Below are 14,595 nucleotides of genomic sequence, written 5' to 3'. Positions count from 1 at the left end.
GCGGCGCCTGGCTACAGCGCCAATTGAGCGGCGGACATCTGCTGCGCCTGATCCAGTCGCATGTCCCGCATCAGGCTGGCCAGCTTCTGAGTCGCCGACATCAACGCGCCATTCAATGCGCTCATCTGCGCCCTGAGCTGCAACAGGCGGGTGCGCCTGGTTTCCGGATCCAGGCTTTCGTCGGCCTGGACCGCCTGCAGGTCCCGCACCAGTTCCGCGAGCCGTTCGCGCAGATCGCGAATCATCCGCAACAGGTGCTTGACGGTCTCGGGCAGATCGCTGTCGTCGATATCCCGATAACGGCCCGGGGCGCCGGCGGAAACCGGGGACGCCCTGGACAGCGTGCGCCCCAGGTCGGAGATCGAGGCCCGCGACGAGGCCGGCGCATCCAGAAAGGCGGCCCCAGAGAACCCCTGGCCGCGGGCACGTTCGGGGCCGGCTGCGGATGGCACGGAAAAGGTCAGGGCATCGAGTGGGTTCATGGCGTCATCCCGGTCACGGAGCCCGGCGGGCAAAGCAATACCGACGACCCCGTACCGGCATCTACGGCGGGACGGCTCCGGTCTTTACCCCCCGGCTCCGGAGGGAGACCTCCCGCCCGCAGCCGGGCCTACTCCTCGATCCGCCCCAGCAAGGCGTCGGCCTCGACGAAAGCGCCCGCCGCCGCCTCCTGGCGCAGCACGCCCGCCGCAGGCGCCAGCACCTGGGTTTCCATCTTCATCGCTTCCATCACGGCCAGCACCTGGCCTTCCTCGACCGTTGCCCCCGTCTGGATCTGCCAGGACAGCAGCGTGCCCGTGATCGGCGCGGTCACCGCGCCGCGACCGGCCTGGGGCGCGGCATCCGGGGGGGGATCGCCGGCATCGGAAGCCCCGCCGTCCGTCGCGAAGCCGGCGGCCAATGCCGCACCGGCGCCCAGCATGTCCGCCGGCAATCCCAGGGATACGCGGCGCCCGTCGATCTCGACGAAGGTGCGCCGCACCGGCGCCGCATCCTGCGGCAGGGGCCTGGGCGAATCGGCCAGATCGACGGAGAATTCCGTTTCGATCCAGCGCGTATGCACGCCGAAGCCTTGCTGGCCGATGAAACCGGCCTGGTCGACCACGGCGCGGTGGAAAGGCAGCACGGACGCGACGCCTTCGATCTCGAATTCCCGCAGGGCGCGGCGCGCGCGGGCCAGGGCCTGTTCCCGCGTCGAACCGCTGACGATCAGCTTGGCGAGCAGGGAATCGAACATGCCCGGCACCCGCGAGCCGGACGCCACACCGCTGTCGATCCGCACGCCCGGCCCCGAGGGCGGCGCGAAGCGCGCGACAAGGCCTGGCGTCGGCAGATAGCCGCGCCCCGGATCCTCGGCATTGATGCGGAACTCCAGGCTGTGTCCGCGCGGGGCGGGCGTGGATTCGATCGACAGGGGCAGGCCGTCTGCGATGCGCAATTGCTCCACCACCAGATCCAGGCCGGAGGTTTCTTCGGTCACGGGATGCTCGACCTGCAGGCGGGTATTGACCTCCAGAAAGGAAATGCGGCCGTCGCGCGCCAGCAGAAATTCCACGGTCCCCGCGCTGACGTAGCCTGCGCGGGCGCAGATATCGCGGGCCGCCTGGTGGATGCGGACACGCTGCTCGTCGGACAGGAAGGGCGCGGGGGCTTCCTCAACCAGTTTCTGGTTGCGCCGCTGCAGCGAGCAATCGCGGTCGCCCAGCACCACCACCCGCCCATGGGAATCGGCGATCACCTGCGCCTCGATGTGGCGCGGCCGATCGAGGAACTGCTCGATGAAACACTCCCCCCGGCCGAAGGCGGCCGTCGCCTCGCGCACGGCGGATTCATACAGCTCGGCCACTTCATCCAGCCGCCAGGCCACTTTCAGGCCGCGCCCGCCGCCGCCGAAAGCCGCCTTGATCGCAATGGGCAGACCGTGCGTCTCGGCAAAGGCCAGTGCCTCGGCGCCGCTGGCGACCGGCCCTTCCGTGCCCGCCACCAACGGTGCGCCCACGGCCTGGGCGATCCGCCGCGCGGCCACTTTGTCGCCAAGCGCCTCGATGGCTTCGGGCGGCGGGCCGACCCAGGCCAGGCCGGCCTCGATGACGGCGCGCGCAAATTCCGCGCGTTCGGAAAGAAAACCGTAGCCCGGATGAACGGCATCGGCTCCGGAACGCTTGGCGACAGCCAGCAGCTTGTCGATGTCCAGATAGGTTTCGGCGGGCCGGCGGCCCTCCAGCGCCCAGGCCTCGTCGGCCAGGCGCACATGCAGCGCGTCGGCATCGTCGTCGGCGTACACGGCAATCGAACGCACGCCATAATCGGCGCAGGCGCGTGCGATGCGCACGGCGATCTCGCCCCGGTTGGCGATCAGGACTTTACGGATCATGGCAGGATTTCCTTGAAGGGCCCGATGGGCCGGAAACGCAGGCGGGCGCCCACGGGAATCTGGGCGGCGCGGTCCAGGTCGCGGCCGATGACCGCGCCGATCACCGGATAGCCGCCGGTCAGCGGATGGTCGGCCAGGAATAGAACCGGCTGGCCACCGGCCGGCACCTGGATGGCACCGGCCACAGTACCCTCGCTGGGCAGTTCTCCCTGGCGGGTGCGCGTCAGCGGCTCGGCGCCGGCCAGGCGCATGCCGACCCGGTCCGACTGGGGCGTGACGGTCCACTCCTGTTCGGCGAGCAGGTCCAGCGCCTCCGGGGAAAACCAGTCCGTGCGCGGCCCCAGGACGATCTCCAGGGTGACGAGTTCGCCGCGCCGGGGCAAAGCCGGCGGCGGTGCCGCGTCGGCCTGGACGGCACCGGGGCGCACGCCGCCCGGCACCGCGCCCACCGCCAGCCGGTCGCCCGCACGCAGCGGCGCCGGGCCGATGCCCGCCAGGGTGTCGGTGGCGCAACTGCCCAGCACGGGTGCCGCGTTCCAGCCTCCCCGCACGGCCACGTAGCAGCGCACGCCGGCGTCCGGCGCGCCGATCCGCAGTTCATCGCCGTCATCGAGCGCCAGCGGCTGATTCAAGGCGGCGGGCAGGCGGATGCCCGCCGCCGTCGTCAGGCGGATCTCCGCCCGGGCGCCGGTGATGGCGACCACGGCCCGGCCCCGGCACACCAGGCGCAGTCCGCCCAGGGCATTTTCCAACGCGGGCGCATCCGCCGGATTGCCGACGATCCGGTTGGCGGCGCGCAGCGCGCCCCGGTCCAGCGCCCCGGACAGCGACACGCCCATGCCGGTCAGGCCGGGGCGGCCCAGATCCTGCACCAGGGTTTGAGGCCCCGCGGACAGCACCTCGAAGCAGGCCGGCGGCGCGGCTGGGGCGGCCGCGCCGCCCGGGGCCGCGGGCGCGGCGGCCGGCAAGCGTGCGTTTTCGCCAGGCAGGCTATAGGCGACGCCCGCCGCGTCCAGGTTGCGGAAGCGCACGCGAAAACCGGGCCGCACCAGCGCCGGCTCGGCCCTGTCCATGTCCCACATGCGCCAGGGCGTCACGCCCAGCAATTGCCAGCCGCCGGGGCTGTCGGAGGGATACACGGCGCTGAAATCCCCCGCCACGGCCACCGACCCCGCCGGGACGCGCACGCGCGGCGCGGCCCGCCGGGGAATGCCATGGAAACAGGGATCGCCGCCCGCCAGATAGACGAAACCCGGCGCAAAACCCGCGAAGGCCGCCAGGTAATCGCTGCCCGTGTGGCGCTCGATCAGTTCGGCGCGCGTGAGGCCGATCAGGTCGGCAACCGCTTCCAGATCCTCGCCCGCATAGCGCACGGGAATCTCCACCCGCCGCACATCGGATGCGGCGGACGGCACGCCTTGCGCGCCTCCCGGGGCGTCGGCCAACGCCGCGGCGGCCCGCCGCAGCCAAGCGGCCACCTCCCGCGCCGTCAGCGCGGACGGGCGAAACAGCACCAGCAGCGTGCGCGCGGCGGGCACAACATCCTCGACGCCGGCCGGCCGTTGCCCGAGCGCCTGGAACAAGGCCAGCGTCTCATCCAGAGAACGAAGTTCCGCCAGCACGGCGCCATCGCCGGCGGGCAGGCAGCGCGGCACGATCATGAAACCGGCATCCCGGCAAACGGCGCCAGGGAGACGCCCGACGACTCCAGCCGTTGCCGCACCGCGCGCGCCATGGCCACGGCCCCCGGGCTGTCGCCGTGCACACAGATGGAATCGGCCTGCAGGCGCACGCGACTGCCATCGATGGCGGTGATTTCACCTGTGCGCACCAGATCGAGCATGCGCTCCGCGACCAGATCGGGATCATGCAGCACGGCGCCGGCCTCGCGGCGCGACACCAGCGCGCCGTCCGGCGTATAGGCCCGGTCGGCAAAGGCTTCGGCCACCACGCGCAGGCCGCCGGCCCGCGCCCAATCCAGCAGGGGCGAACCGGCAAGCCCCATCAGGACCAGACCGGGGTCGAGCGCCCGCAGCGCGGCGATGACGTCCGCCGCCTGGCGCTCATCGCGGGCGATGGTGTTGTACAGGGCGCCGTGCGGCTTGACGTACGTCACGCGGGTGCCCGCCGCCGCGGCCAAGCCCTGCAGGGCGCCGATCTGATAGATGACGTCGGCCACCAGTTCGCGGCTGGACGGATCCATGTTGCGCCGCCCGAAGCCGGCCAGATCGGGATAGGCGACGTGCGCCCCGATCGCCACGCCGCGCGCGGCCGCCGCGCGCAGCGTGTCCAGAATGCCGGCCGGATCGCCGGCATGAAAGCCGCACGCCACGTTGGCGCTGGTGACGATATCCAGCATGGCGGCGTCGTCGCCCATGCGCCAGGCGCCGAAACTTTCACCCAGGTCGCTGTTCAAGTCCATGTGCGTTCCTTATCATTGCAAAACGTGCCGCAGATCGTTGAACGATCCTGGCTGAATTTTCGAGACCTCTCATGCATACCCGCCATTACCCCAATCCCGGCGCCGCGCCGAGCCTGACCGACACGGTGGCCGAAACCATCCGCCAGCAGTTGATCCACGGCCAGTTGCGGGCGGGGCAGCGCCTGTCCGAGGCCGGGCTGAGCGAGCAACTGGAAGTCTCGCGCAACACCTTGCGCGAGGCCTTCCGGATCCTCTCCAAGGAAGGGTTGCTGCGCCACGAACCCAATCGCGGCGTCTCGGTGGTGGTGCCGTCGATCGCCGACATCATCGACATCTACCGGGTGCGCCGCCTGATCGAATGCCAGGCGCTGGCCCAGGCCTGGCCGCGCCACCCCGCCCACAAGCGCATGGAACAGGCCATGGCACAGGCCCGCCGCATGCGCGACGCCGGCGACTGGCTCGAAGTCGGGTCGGCCAACATGATGTTCCATGCCGCCATCGTGGCGCTGGCCGACAGCGTGCGCCTGTCGGCCATGTTCGCCGACATCTCCGCCGAACTGCGGCTGGCCTTCGGCCTGCTGGACGATCCCGAATACCTGCATGCGCCCTTCGTCGACCTGAACGGCCGCCTGCTGGATTTGTTCGACCAGGGCGACACGGCCACGGCGGCCCGCAACCTGGAAAGCTACCTGATTCAATCCGAACGCATGGTGCTGTCCGTGTATTCCGCCCACGTCGACTGACGGCCCATCGCCCCGCGCCATCGCGCACCGCCCCTGCGGGCGGGCGTCTTGGCATGCCGGTCGAGTATTCTTCATTATCGTTCAACAATTTCTGATGTGGAATGAACGATTAAAGGCTACATCAACTACAAAAACAACATTATTGTTGAAAACCCTGATCGACTCCTGATCACGGATGCTCTATCTTTGTCGCACGCCATTGCCCATGGCCGGTCCCAGGCCGCGCGCCGCTTGCCGGCGGGGCAATGTTCCACGATCGTTTTCCAGGAGTCCTCGATGAAGCGTCGCACTCTCTTTGCCACCGCCCTGATCGCCGGTCTCGGCCTCTCTTTTCAGGCGCAGGCCGCCACGCAGTGGGATCTCGCCTCTGCCTACCCGACCTTCAATTTCCATTCGCAAAACCTCGCCCAATTCTCCAAGGATGTCGAGCAGGCCACCCAGGGGGATCTGAAGATCACCGTCCACTCGGGCGCATCCCTGTTCAAGATGCCCGAAATCAAGCGCGCCGTGCAGGGCAACCAGGCCCAGGCGGGCGAATTCTTCATGGTCAGCTTCCAGAACGAATGGCCGCTGTTCGGTCTGGACGGCCTGCCCTTCCTGGTCAGCAACTACGACGAAGCCTGGAAGCTGTATCAGGCGCAGCGCCCGCTGCTGGAAAAGAAACTGGATCAGCAAGGCATGGTGCTGCTGTATGCCGTGGCCTGGCCGCCGCAAGGCATCTACACCAACAAGCCGATCCAGTCGGCCGCCGATCTCAAAGGCCTGAAATGGCGCGTGTACAGCCCGACCACGGCCCGCATCGGCGAGCTGATCGGCGCGCAGCCGGTCACGGTCCAGGAAGCTGAGCTGTCCCAGGCGCTGGCCACGGGCGTGGTCGATGGCCTGATCACCTCCAGCGCCACCGGGGCGGACAACAAGCTCTACGAAAACCTGAAGTACTACACCAACGTCCAGGCCTGGATTCCCAAGAATGCCGTGGTCGCCAACAAGCGCGCCTTCGAGTCGCTGAGCCCGGCCACCCAGGAAGCCGTCCGTCAGGCGGCCGCCGCCGCGGAAAAGCGCGGCTGGGAAGAATCCCGCAAGGTCGACGCGGCCTCCATCGCCAAGCTCAAGGCCAACGGCATGCAGGTCGACGAGCCCACGCCCCAGCTCAAGTCCGACCTGGTCGAAATCGGCCAGACGGTCATCCTCGAATGGCTGGAGACCGCCGGCGCCGAGGGCAAGGAAGTCCTGGAAGCCTCGGGCCGGATGCGCGCCCTCGGCCAAGGAGCCAACGCCCGCATGATCCAGCGCGCCACGACCGCCAACTGATCCCCTGGAGCCCGCCATGCGCAAATTTCTCGATGGCCTGTACGCCGGCAGCGGCTGGCTCGCCGGCCTGGGCATGATCGGCGTGCTGCTGATGGTCAGCTACTCCATCGCAGGTCGCCTGGCGGGCTTTCCCGTGGGCGGCATCGACGCCTACGCCGGCTATCTGATGGCCGGCGCGGGCTTCATGGCCCTGGCCAGCACGTTGAAGAAAGGCGAGCACATCCGCGTCACCCTGGTCCTGGGCATGCTCAAGGGCGCAAAACGGCGGGGGTTGGAGCTCATCGCCTTGGCGATCGCCACGCTGCTCTCCGGTTTCCTGGCTCTGTATTCAGCCCGCCTGGTCTGGCAATCCTGGGATTACCAGGATATTTCCACCGGCATCGACGCCACGCCCCTGTGGATTCCCCAGATTTCCATGGCGCTTGGCACCCTGCTTTTCTTCATCGCCTTCCTCGACGAGTTCTGGCTGGAACTCCTCGGCAAGCGCGCCCCGGACCAAGCCGCGGAGGAACCCCATCATGAGTGAAATCACCGTCGGCATCATCCTGATCGTCGTGCTGCTGACCCTGCTGGGCGGCGGCGTCTGGGTCGGTCTGACCCTCGCGGGCGTGGCCTGGTTCGGCATGGAGCTGTTCTCCAGCCGGCCGGCGGGCGACGCCATGGCCATGACCATCTGGAGCAGTTCCAGCAGTTGGACCCTGACCGCCCTGCCCCTGTTCATCTGGATGGGCGAAATCCTCTATCGCACCAATCTGTCGGAAAACCTGTTCCGAGGGCTGGCGCCCTGGGTCAACCGCCTGCCCGGACGTCTGCTGCACACCAACGTGCTGGGCTGCACGATCTTCGCTTCGGTCTGTGGATCCTCGGCCGCCACCTGCGTCACCGTGGGCCGCATGAATCTGCCGGAAATGCGTCGCCGCGGCTACCCCGACGCGCAGATCATCGGCTCGCTCGGCGGCCCCGCCACCCTGGGTCTGCTGATCCCGCCGTCAATCATCCTGATCGTCTATGGCGTGGCGGCGGAAACCTCGATCGCCAAGCTCTTCATCGCCGGGGTCGTGCCCGGTGCGCTGCTGGCGCTGCTGTTCAGCGGTTGGCTCGCGGGCTGGGCGCTGCTGCATCCCGACCGCGTGCCGGAGTCCGCGGAGGGCCACCTGCCCCTGCGGGAAAAATTGCGCGAATCGCGCCAGTTGATCCCTGTCGTCCTGCTGATCCTGGGCGTGATCGCCAGCATCTACACCGGCGTCGCCACCGCCACCGAATCCGCCGCCATCGGCGTGATCGGCGCCTTCCTGCTGTCGGCCTGGCAAAAGTCCCTGAACTGGCAATCGTTCCGCGACTCCCTGCTGGGGGCGACACGCCTGTACTGCATGATCGCCCTGATCCTGTCGGGCGCGGCCTTCATGACCTTGTCGATGGGCTACATCGGCCTGCCCCGCCAACTGGCGGAGTTCGTCGGCAGCCTGAACTTGTCGCCCGGCGTGCTGATCATCGTCCTCAGCCTGTTCTACATCGTGCTGGGCTGCTTCCTGGACGGAATTTCCACCATCGTCCTGACCATGGGCGTGGTGCTGCCCATCATTCAGGCGGCCGGCATCGACCCGATCTGGTTCGGCATCTTCCTGGTCATCACCGTGGAAACCGCCCAGATCACGCCGCCGGTGGGCTTCAACCTGTTCGTGCTGCAAAGCATGACCGGCAAAGAGATTACCTACCTGGCCCGGGTCTGCGCCCCCTATTTCGGCCTGATGACGCTCATGCTTTTCCTGCTCTGGTACTTCCCGCAACTGGCCACCTGGCTGCCCGGCCACATGTAGCGCGGCCGTCCCCGTCCCGTCTCGCGGGCCCCCTGCCGGGGGCCCGCTTGTTTTCCGGCCGCATTCCCGACTATCGTTGATCGCAAAGGCCGCCTTCACCGGCCCGCGCAAGGAATCCCCATGACCGCCACTTTGCTGATCGACCGCCGCATGCACGACCTGGGCGGCGGCTTTTCCGTCGGCCGCGTGCTGCCTTTTCGCAAGCGCCGCATGGTGGGCCCCTTCATCTTCTTCGACCATATGGGTCCGCTCGACGTGGCGCGCGGCGCACCGCGCACGCTGGACGTCAAGCCGCATCCGCACATCGGCCTGTCCACCGTCACCTACCTGTACAGCGGCGCCATCACGCATCGCGACAGCCTCGGCTCTCATCAGGAAATCCGCCCCGGCGAAGTCAATTGGATGACCGCAGGCAGCGGCATCACCCACAGCGAACGGCTGGAGTACGCGCGCGCCCATGGCGCCATCGTGCACGGGATCCAGGCCTGGGTCGCCCTGCCGCGCGAGCACGAGGAAACGGCGCCGGCCTTCCATCACCACCAGGGCTCCGAAGACCTGCCGGAATTCCACGAGGATGGCGTCCGCGGCCGCCTGATCGCCGGCACCATCGACGGCGCCGCCGCCCGCGTCCAGACGCACTCGCCCCTGTTCTATCTGCACTGGGACATGGCCGACGGCGCGCGCCGCGCCCTGGGCGCCGACTACACTGAACGCGCCGTCTACGTGGCCCGGGGCGCCGTCGAGACCGACGGCCACCCGCTGTCCGAAGGCCAGATGCTCGTCCTGGAACCGGGGCGCGCCGCGCACATCCAGGCCCGGGGCCCCGCCACGGTCATGCTGCTGGGCGGCGAGCCGGTCGGCGAACGATTCATCTACTGGAACTTCGTGTCCTCGTCCCAGGAACGGCTCGAACAGGCCCGAGAGGACTGGCGCGCCCAGCGCATGACCCTGCCGGCCGGCGACGACCGGGAATTCATCCCGCTGCCCGCGTGACCTGACCCGGCAACTGGCGCGCCACGGCATTCTTGTGGCACGCCGGACCGTCACGAAATACCGGGGCCAATTGAAGATCCCCGCCGTGGAATTGCGCAGGGTCCATGACTGACGCCGGCACACTCAGCCGGCGGCCCGATCCGCCCTGGCCAGTTGCTCGTAGGCTTCTTGCTCCATCGGACGCCCGAACAAGTATCCCTGAAAAGCCGGACAGCCGTGGCCCAGCAGGAACTGACGGTGCGCCTCGGTTTCCACGCCTTCAGCCAGCACGCCCAGCCCCAGGCTGTCGCCCAGTGCGATGATGGACCGCGCGATGGCCGCGTCGCTGGGATCCCGCAGCACGCCGCTCACGAAGCTTTGGTCGATCTTGATCTGGGAAAGCGGCAGGCGCTTGAGATAGTTCAGCGAGGAATAGCCCGTGCCGAAATCGTCAAGCGAGAAGCCCAGGCCATGCGCACGGAGTTCGCACATGATCTCGATGGCGCTGTCCACGCTGTGCAGCAGCAGGCTCTCGGTCAGTTCGAGCTTGATCCGCGCGGGGTCGGCGCCGCTGTCGCGCAACAGCGCCAGCACCTTCTCCACGAAGTCCTCCTGGCGGAATTCGCGCGGACTGACGTTGATGGACAAATCCAGCCGGCTCAGGATCGGATCCTTGCGCCAGCGGGCCTGCTGGCGCATGGCCGTTTCCATGATCCAGTGGCCCAGCGGCAGGATCAGCCCCGTCTCCTCGGCCATGGGGATGAACTCGGACGGCGGCACCACCCCGTGCTCGGGATGCCGCCAGCGCACCAGCGCCTCGGCGCCCGTCACGCGCCCCATGCTGTCCACCTGCGGCTGGTAGAGCAGCAGGAACTGCCCCCGGCGCAGACCCTGGCGCAACTCGGCCTCCAGCACCGCGCGCCGCGTCACGGCCTGCTGCATGTCCGGATCGAAGAACCTCAGTGTGTTGCGCCCGGCGTCCTTGGCGCGATACATCGCCATGTCCGCCTGCATGAGCGCCTCATCCACCGACACCGACGTGCAGTCGAGCAGCGCCACCCCGATGCTGGCCGAAAAATGATATTCATGCCCCGCCAGGTCGTAGGGCTCGCGCAGACGTGACAATATCGACTCGCCCAGCGCGCGCGTCCATGCGGCCGCAACCGAAGTGACGGCGCTCAAGCCGGGGGCCACCACCACGAACGAGTCTCCGCTCAAACGGGCGACGGTGTCCTGGTCACGCATACAGCCGCGCAGGCGCAACGCCACTTCGCGCAGCAGCAGATCGCCCATCCCGTGGCCCCGGGTATCATTCAAGGTCTTGAAATTATCCAGGTTGAGGAAGAACACCGCCGTGATCAGGCCCCGGCGGGCGTCCGTGTCCAAGGCGTCCTGCAGGCGGTCCACCAGCAAGCGGCGGTTGGGCAACTGGGTCAGCGCATCGTAGAACGCCAGATGGCGCACTTCTTCCTCGGCTGCCTTGCGGCCGGAAATATCGACGTCGAAACGGAATACTTCGGGCGGCTGGCCAGGCACCGCGACGAGCGCGTGGCTCGAAAATACATCCACCGAAGAACCGTCTTTGCGCCGCAGGCGCGCCTCGCCCGCGGCAACGACCTCGCCGGTGGCGAACATGCGGTCAATGTCCGCACGCATCCAGTTGCCCGAGGAAGACGGCGCGATCAGTTCAGGCAAAGGCCTGCCCATGGCTTCCTTGGCCGTGTAGCCGTAGAACCGCTCAGCCGCCCGGTTCCAATAGGTCGTGGCGCCGTCGGCCCCGTAGCCCTGGACCGCGACCGAGGGGATATTGAGCAGCACCGAGCGGAAGCGCAGTTCTGATTCACGCAGACGGGCCGCCGTCTCCGCCAGGGCGCGCTCGGTCGACAAACGGTCGTCCATGTCACGGAGCAGCAGGCCAAGCACCACCGTGGCGACCGTGAAAGTCAGCAGGTATGGCTGGGCGACTGCATGGGCGAACTGCCGCGCCGCGTCGCCGGGCAGGAGCTGGAACAAAGCCAGCACCGCCACATGCGCCAGCAGGCCAAAGCACGCCAGCGACACGGGGTCCACATCCAGCCATCCCCGCGCGCGCGACCGGCGATAGAGCAACCCCGCAATGGAGCACCACAGAATCACCAGCAGGCCGACCATCGCCCCCCCACCCCCCAGCGACAGCCGCGCCACGGCCGCCATGGCGGCCGCGACGCCCGCCACCAGCGGCCCGCCGAACAAGCCCGCCATGCTGAGCACCACCGAGCGCGCGTCGAAGATGATGCCGGGTTCCAGCACCAGGGGCGTCAGCATGCCGATCACGCAAATGCCGCCGAAAATGGCGCCCGAGAACAACTGGCCCATGAGCGGCCGGGTGCGCCACAAGCGGACGTTCACGCCGTGGAGATAGCACAACGCCAACAGCAGTGACACTCCTTTGACCAGCTCGATGAACATAGGCGATCGCGCGTCAGGGGATTGGCTTCACTATAGCGCATGAAGCGCGGATTGAATCGAACCGGAAATCGTGGAGGCTGTCTGGCTCAAGCAGTCCGGACAAGAAAAAAACCCGCAAGAACTTAATGTTCATGCGGGTTTCCGGTACTTCCAGGGTCGTTCTGAAACGCCCTGATTTTAATCTGTGGTGCCGTCGGCGAGACTCGAACTCGCACAGCTTTCGCCACTACCCCCTCAAGATAGCGTGTCTACCAATTCCACCACGACGGCGTTTTGCCTTGCGACAAAGACGAGCATTCTAGCATGAAACCGACGCCTCAACTGCAACCCGAAAGCCGGGAAACAGTTGCCGCGCCTGCCTCTACTGCTTGTCGGCGGGCGCGGGAGCCGGCGCCGGCACGGACGGCACCGCATCGCCCGTGGACGGGACTGAAGGCACGGCGGCGGCCGGCGCAGACGACCCAGCCTCTGCAGACGGCGCTGCGGGGACGGCCGGCACGGCGGCGCCGACGTCGGGCACGGCGGCGCCTGCCGGAGCGGTTTCCTTGGCCGGCGCCGTGAAGCCTTGCATGATGCCGGACTCGATGGGCGAGCCCGAAGGATGGTGGGCCACCCAGGCCAGGCCGCCGGTGGTGACGAAGAACACGATGGCCGCCCACTTGGTGGCGCGCGACAGGAAGTTGGCCGCGCCCGCCGAGCCGAACACGCTGCCGGCCGAGCCGCTGCCGAAGGCGGCGCCCATGTCGGCACCCTTGCCTTGCTGCAGCAGGACCAGCACGATGACCAGGATCGAGGAAATGACCTGCAGCGTCTGCAGGATCGAGGAAAGCCATTGCATGATGATAGGACTCCGGACCTTATGGGTGTTCTCGGATCAGGCGGCCGCAGCCGCGATGCCGAGGAATTCGTCGGCGACGAGGGACGCGCCGCCCACGAGGGCGCCGTCGATGTCGGGTTGTGCGAACAGGGACTCTGCGTTGGCGGCCTTGACGCTGCCGCCGTAGAGAATGCGGGTCTGCCCGGCGCCGTGTTGCGCCAGGGCCGCGCGGATGAACGCATGCACGGCCTGGGCTTGTTCCGGCGTCGCGGTGCGGCCGGTGCCGATCGCCCAGACGGGTTCATAGGCGATGACCAGACGCGCCAGGGTCTCGGCGCCCAGCGCCAGGACAGGCTCGAGCTGATCGCCGATCACGCACTCGACCTGGCCGGCATCGCGATCGGCCAGGGTTTCGCCCACGCACACGACCGGCGTCAGCCCCGCCGCCAGCGCGGCGGCGGCTTTGGCGGCCACCACGGCGCTGGATTCGCCGTGAAGCGCGCGGCGTTCGGAATGCCCGCACAGCGCCCAAGCGCAGCCAAAATCGGCCAGCATGGCTGCGGCGACTTCGCCGGTGTAGGCGCCTTGCGCGTGGACGCTGACGTCCTGGGCGCCCCAGGAAATCGGCGTACCCGCCAAGGCGGCCCGCGCCTGCGCCAGGTAGGGAAACGGCACGCACACGGCCAGTTGGGTTTCGCCCGCCCGCGCCGCGCCGGCCGTCAGGCCGCCGAGCAACGCGGCATTGGCCTCAAGGCTGCCGTGCATCTTCCAATTGCCCATGACAAGGCGCGTGCGAGTGTGGCTCATTGGTGTCATAGATCCAGTCAAACCGGGGTGTGGTTACGGCGGCCGCCCGCTTTTCCCATGGCGCTTTTTCCATGAGAAAACAGGCCCAACTCCGCAAAGAGTAACCCTGAATTGTAGCGTGTTTGAACCGAGCGCGTCGCCCCCTTCAGTCTGGCCGCCCCTCTCCCGCCGCCGGGCCCGGACGGGATGGGGCGGCATCCCCGCCTGGCGCGGCCATCACACTCTGTATCCCGGACAGGCCAAAACCGCCTGCTCATCGGGTATAGTCGAAATCACCCATCCATCGATCCTTCGCATGGATGCCAGAGACCGCCAGGAGGACCGCATGCCCGCCAACGCCACCGTCTGGAATCCGTCGCTCAAAGCCCTGCATTGGCTTTTGTTCCTCGTCATCGCCGCAGCAGTGATCTGTGTGCTCATTGCCGGCGGCTACGAGCGCGGCGACCCCGCCAAGGGGCAGTTCATGTTCCTGCACAAGAGCTTCGGGGTGACCGCCCTGCTCCTGATGATTGCCTGGGTGGCCACACGGCTGGGCAAAGGCCGGCCTCAGCCCATCGGACAAAGCTGGCAATTGCGTCTGGCGGCGGTCGTTCACTGGGCGCTGGTCGCGCTGGTGCTCGCCCTGCCGGTGGCCGGTCTGCTGATGTCGCAATTCGCCCAGCAGTCCGTCAGCGTCTTCGGCTTGTTTTCCATCCCGGTCTGGCTGGACGAGGACAAGTCGGTGGCCAAGGCGATCCACACGGTGCATGCGGGATTCGCGGGGCCGATCCTGATTGCCCTGGTCGTGCTGCATACCCTCGGCGCCCTATGGCACCATTTCATTGATCGCGACGGCACCCTGGCGCGGATGCTTCCGGGCAAAGACCGCTGACGCCGAAAGCGCG

General features: G+C 67.9%; 13 protein-coding genes, 1 tRNA gene and 1 pseudogene. 7 read left to right on the top strand and 8 right to left on the bottom strand.

All coding sequences use genetic code 11. The annotated features are described in order from the left end of the window. Nucleotides 1-11: 11 nt before the first annotated feature. From ABRZ00_RS09405 to ABRZ00_RS09390, 4 genes are all read right to left on the bottom strand, one after another. The gene (locus tag ABRZ00_RS09405) at nt 12-482 is read right to left on the bottom strand and encodes a hypothetical protein (RefSeq protein WP_368646873.1); all 471 of its coding nucleotides are present in this window, start codon (nt 480-482) and stop codon (nt 12-14) included. 128 nt (nt 483-610) lie between these two features. Continuing rightward, nucleotides 611-2,371: a biotin carboxylase N-terminal domain-containing protein gene (locus ABRZ00_RS09400; protein ID WP_368647898.1), complete on the bottom strand. Its 1,761-nt coding sequence runs from the start codon at nt 2,369-2,371 to the stop codon at nt 611-613. Continuing rightward, complete coding sequence (locus tag ABRZ00_RS09395) at nt 2,371-4,035, bottom strand: 5-oxoprolinase/urea amidolyase family protein (protein ID WP_368647676.1); 1,665 nt, start codon at nt 4,033-4,035, stop codon at nt 2,371-2,373. Before ABRZ00_RS09395 ends, ABRZ00_RS09400 begins: the two co-directional genes overlap by 1 nt. Further along, nucleotides 4,032-4,796, bottom strand: a complete 765-nt coding sequence (locus ABRZ00_RS09390; RefSeq protein ID WP_343838665.1) for a 5-oxoprolinase subunit PxpA — start codon at nt 4,794-4,796, stop codon at nt 4,032-4,034. The genes ABRZ00_RS09395 and ABRZ00_RS09390 overlap by 4 nt, the downstream gene beginning before the upstream one ends. A gap of 71 nt (nt 4,797-4,867) precedes the next feature. On the opposite strand from ABRZ00_RS09390, the gene ABRZ00_RS09385 reads away from it, so the two are divergent. The 6 genes and pseudogenes from ABRZ00_RS09385 to ABRZ00_RS09360 form a co-directional block, all read left to right on the top strand. After that, entirely contained in the window at nt 4,868-5,539 is a 672-nt protein-coding gene (locus ABRZ00_RS09385; RefSeq protein WP_343838664.1) for a GntR family transcriptional regulator, read from the top strand. A gap of 276 nt (nt 5,540-5,815) precedes the next feature. After that, nucleotides 5,816-6,850, top strand: a complete 1,035-nt coding sequence (locus ABRZ00_RS09380) for a TRAP transporter substrate-binding protein (protein ID WP_368647675.1) — start codon at nt 5,816-5,818, stop codon at nt 6,848-6,850. A gap of 16 nt (nt 6,851-6,866) precedes the next feature. Beyond that, nucleotides 6,867-7,376 (top strand): TRAP transporter small permease, encoded by a 510-nt coding sequence (locus ABRZ00_RS09375; RefSeq protein ID WP_368647674.1) that lies wholly within the window; start codon nt 6,867-6,869, stop codon nt 7,374-7,376. Continuing rightward, nucleotides 7,369-8,667, top strand: a complete 1,299-nt coding sequence (locus ABRZ00_RS09370) for a TRAP transporter large permease (protein WP_368647673.1) — start codon at nt 7,369-7,371, stop codon at nt 8,665-8,667. The genes ABRZ00_RS09375 and ABRZ00_RS09370 overlap by 8 nt, the downstream gene beginning before the upstream one ends. A 120-nt stretch (nt 8,668-8,787) precedes the next feature. Beyond that, a complete protein-coding gene (locus ABRZ00_RS09365; RefSeq protein WP_343838660.1) occupies nt 8,788-9,660 on the top strand; it encodes a pirin family protein in 873 nt (290 codons plus the stop codon). A 1-nt stretch (nt 9,661) separates the two neighbouring features. Continuing rightward, nucleotides 9,662-9,772, top strand: a pseudogene (locus ABRZ00_RS09360) (hypothetical protein); the annotation flags it as partial. An 11-nt stretch (nt 9,773-9,783) separates the two neighbouring features. On the opposite strand, the gene ABRZ00_RS09355 reads toward ABRZ00_RS09360, so the two are convergent. From ABRZ00_RS09355 to tpiA, 4 genes are all read right to left on the bottom strand, one after another. Beyond that, on the bottom strand, nt 9,784-12,087 hold the full coding sequence (locus tag ABRZ00_RS09355) for a putative bifunctional diguanylate cyclase/phosphodiesterase (protein WP_368647672.1): 2,304 nt from the start codon (nt 12,085-12,087) through the stop codon (nt 9,784-9,786). 185 nt (nt 12,088-12,272) lie between these two features. Then, nucleotides 12,273-12,357, bottom strand: a tRNA-Leu gene (locus ABRZ00_RS09350). Between the two features lie 91 nt (nt 12,358-12,448). Next, nucleotides 12,449-12,925: a preprotein translocase subunit SecG gene (gene secG / locus ABRZ00_RS09345; protein WP_368642212.1), complete on the bottom strand. Its 477-nt coding sequence runs from the start codon at nt 12,923-12,925 to the stop codon at nt 12,449-12,451. 36 nt (nt 12,926-12,961) lie between these two features. After that, on the bottom strand, nt 12,962-13,720 hold the full coding sequence (tpiA, locus tag ABRZ00_RS09340; RefSeq protein WP_343838583.1) for a triose-phosphate isomerase: 759 nt from the start codon (nt 13,718-13,720) through the stop codon (nt 12,962-12,964). 286 nt (nt 13,721-14,006) lie between these two features. On the opposite strand from tpiA, the gene ABRZ00_RS09335 reads away from it, so the two are divergent. Next, nucleotides 14,007-14,582, top strand: coding sequence for a cytochrome b (locus ABRZ00_RS09335; RefSeq protein WP_368642213.1), 576 nt, complete (start codon nt 14,007-14,009; stop codon nt 14,580-14,582). Nucleotides 14,583-14,595: the final 13 nt, after the last annotated feature.

Origin of the sequence: Castellaniella ginsengisoli, from assembly GCF_040955415.1 — a bacterium.
Lineage (GTDB): Bacteria > Pseudomonadota > Gammaproteobacteria > Burkholderiales > Burkholderiaceae_B > Castellaniella > Castellaniella ginsengisoli.
Note: the sequence above shows the minus strand (reverse complement) of the source record. Positions and strands in the feature narration are given on the sequence as shown.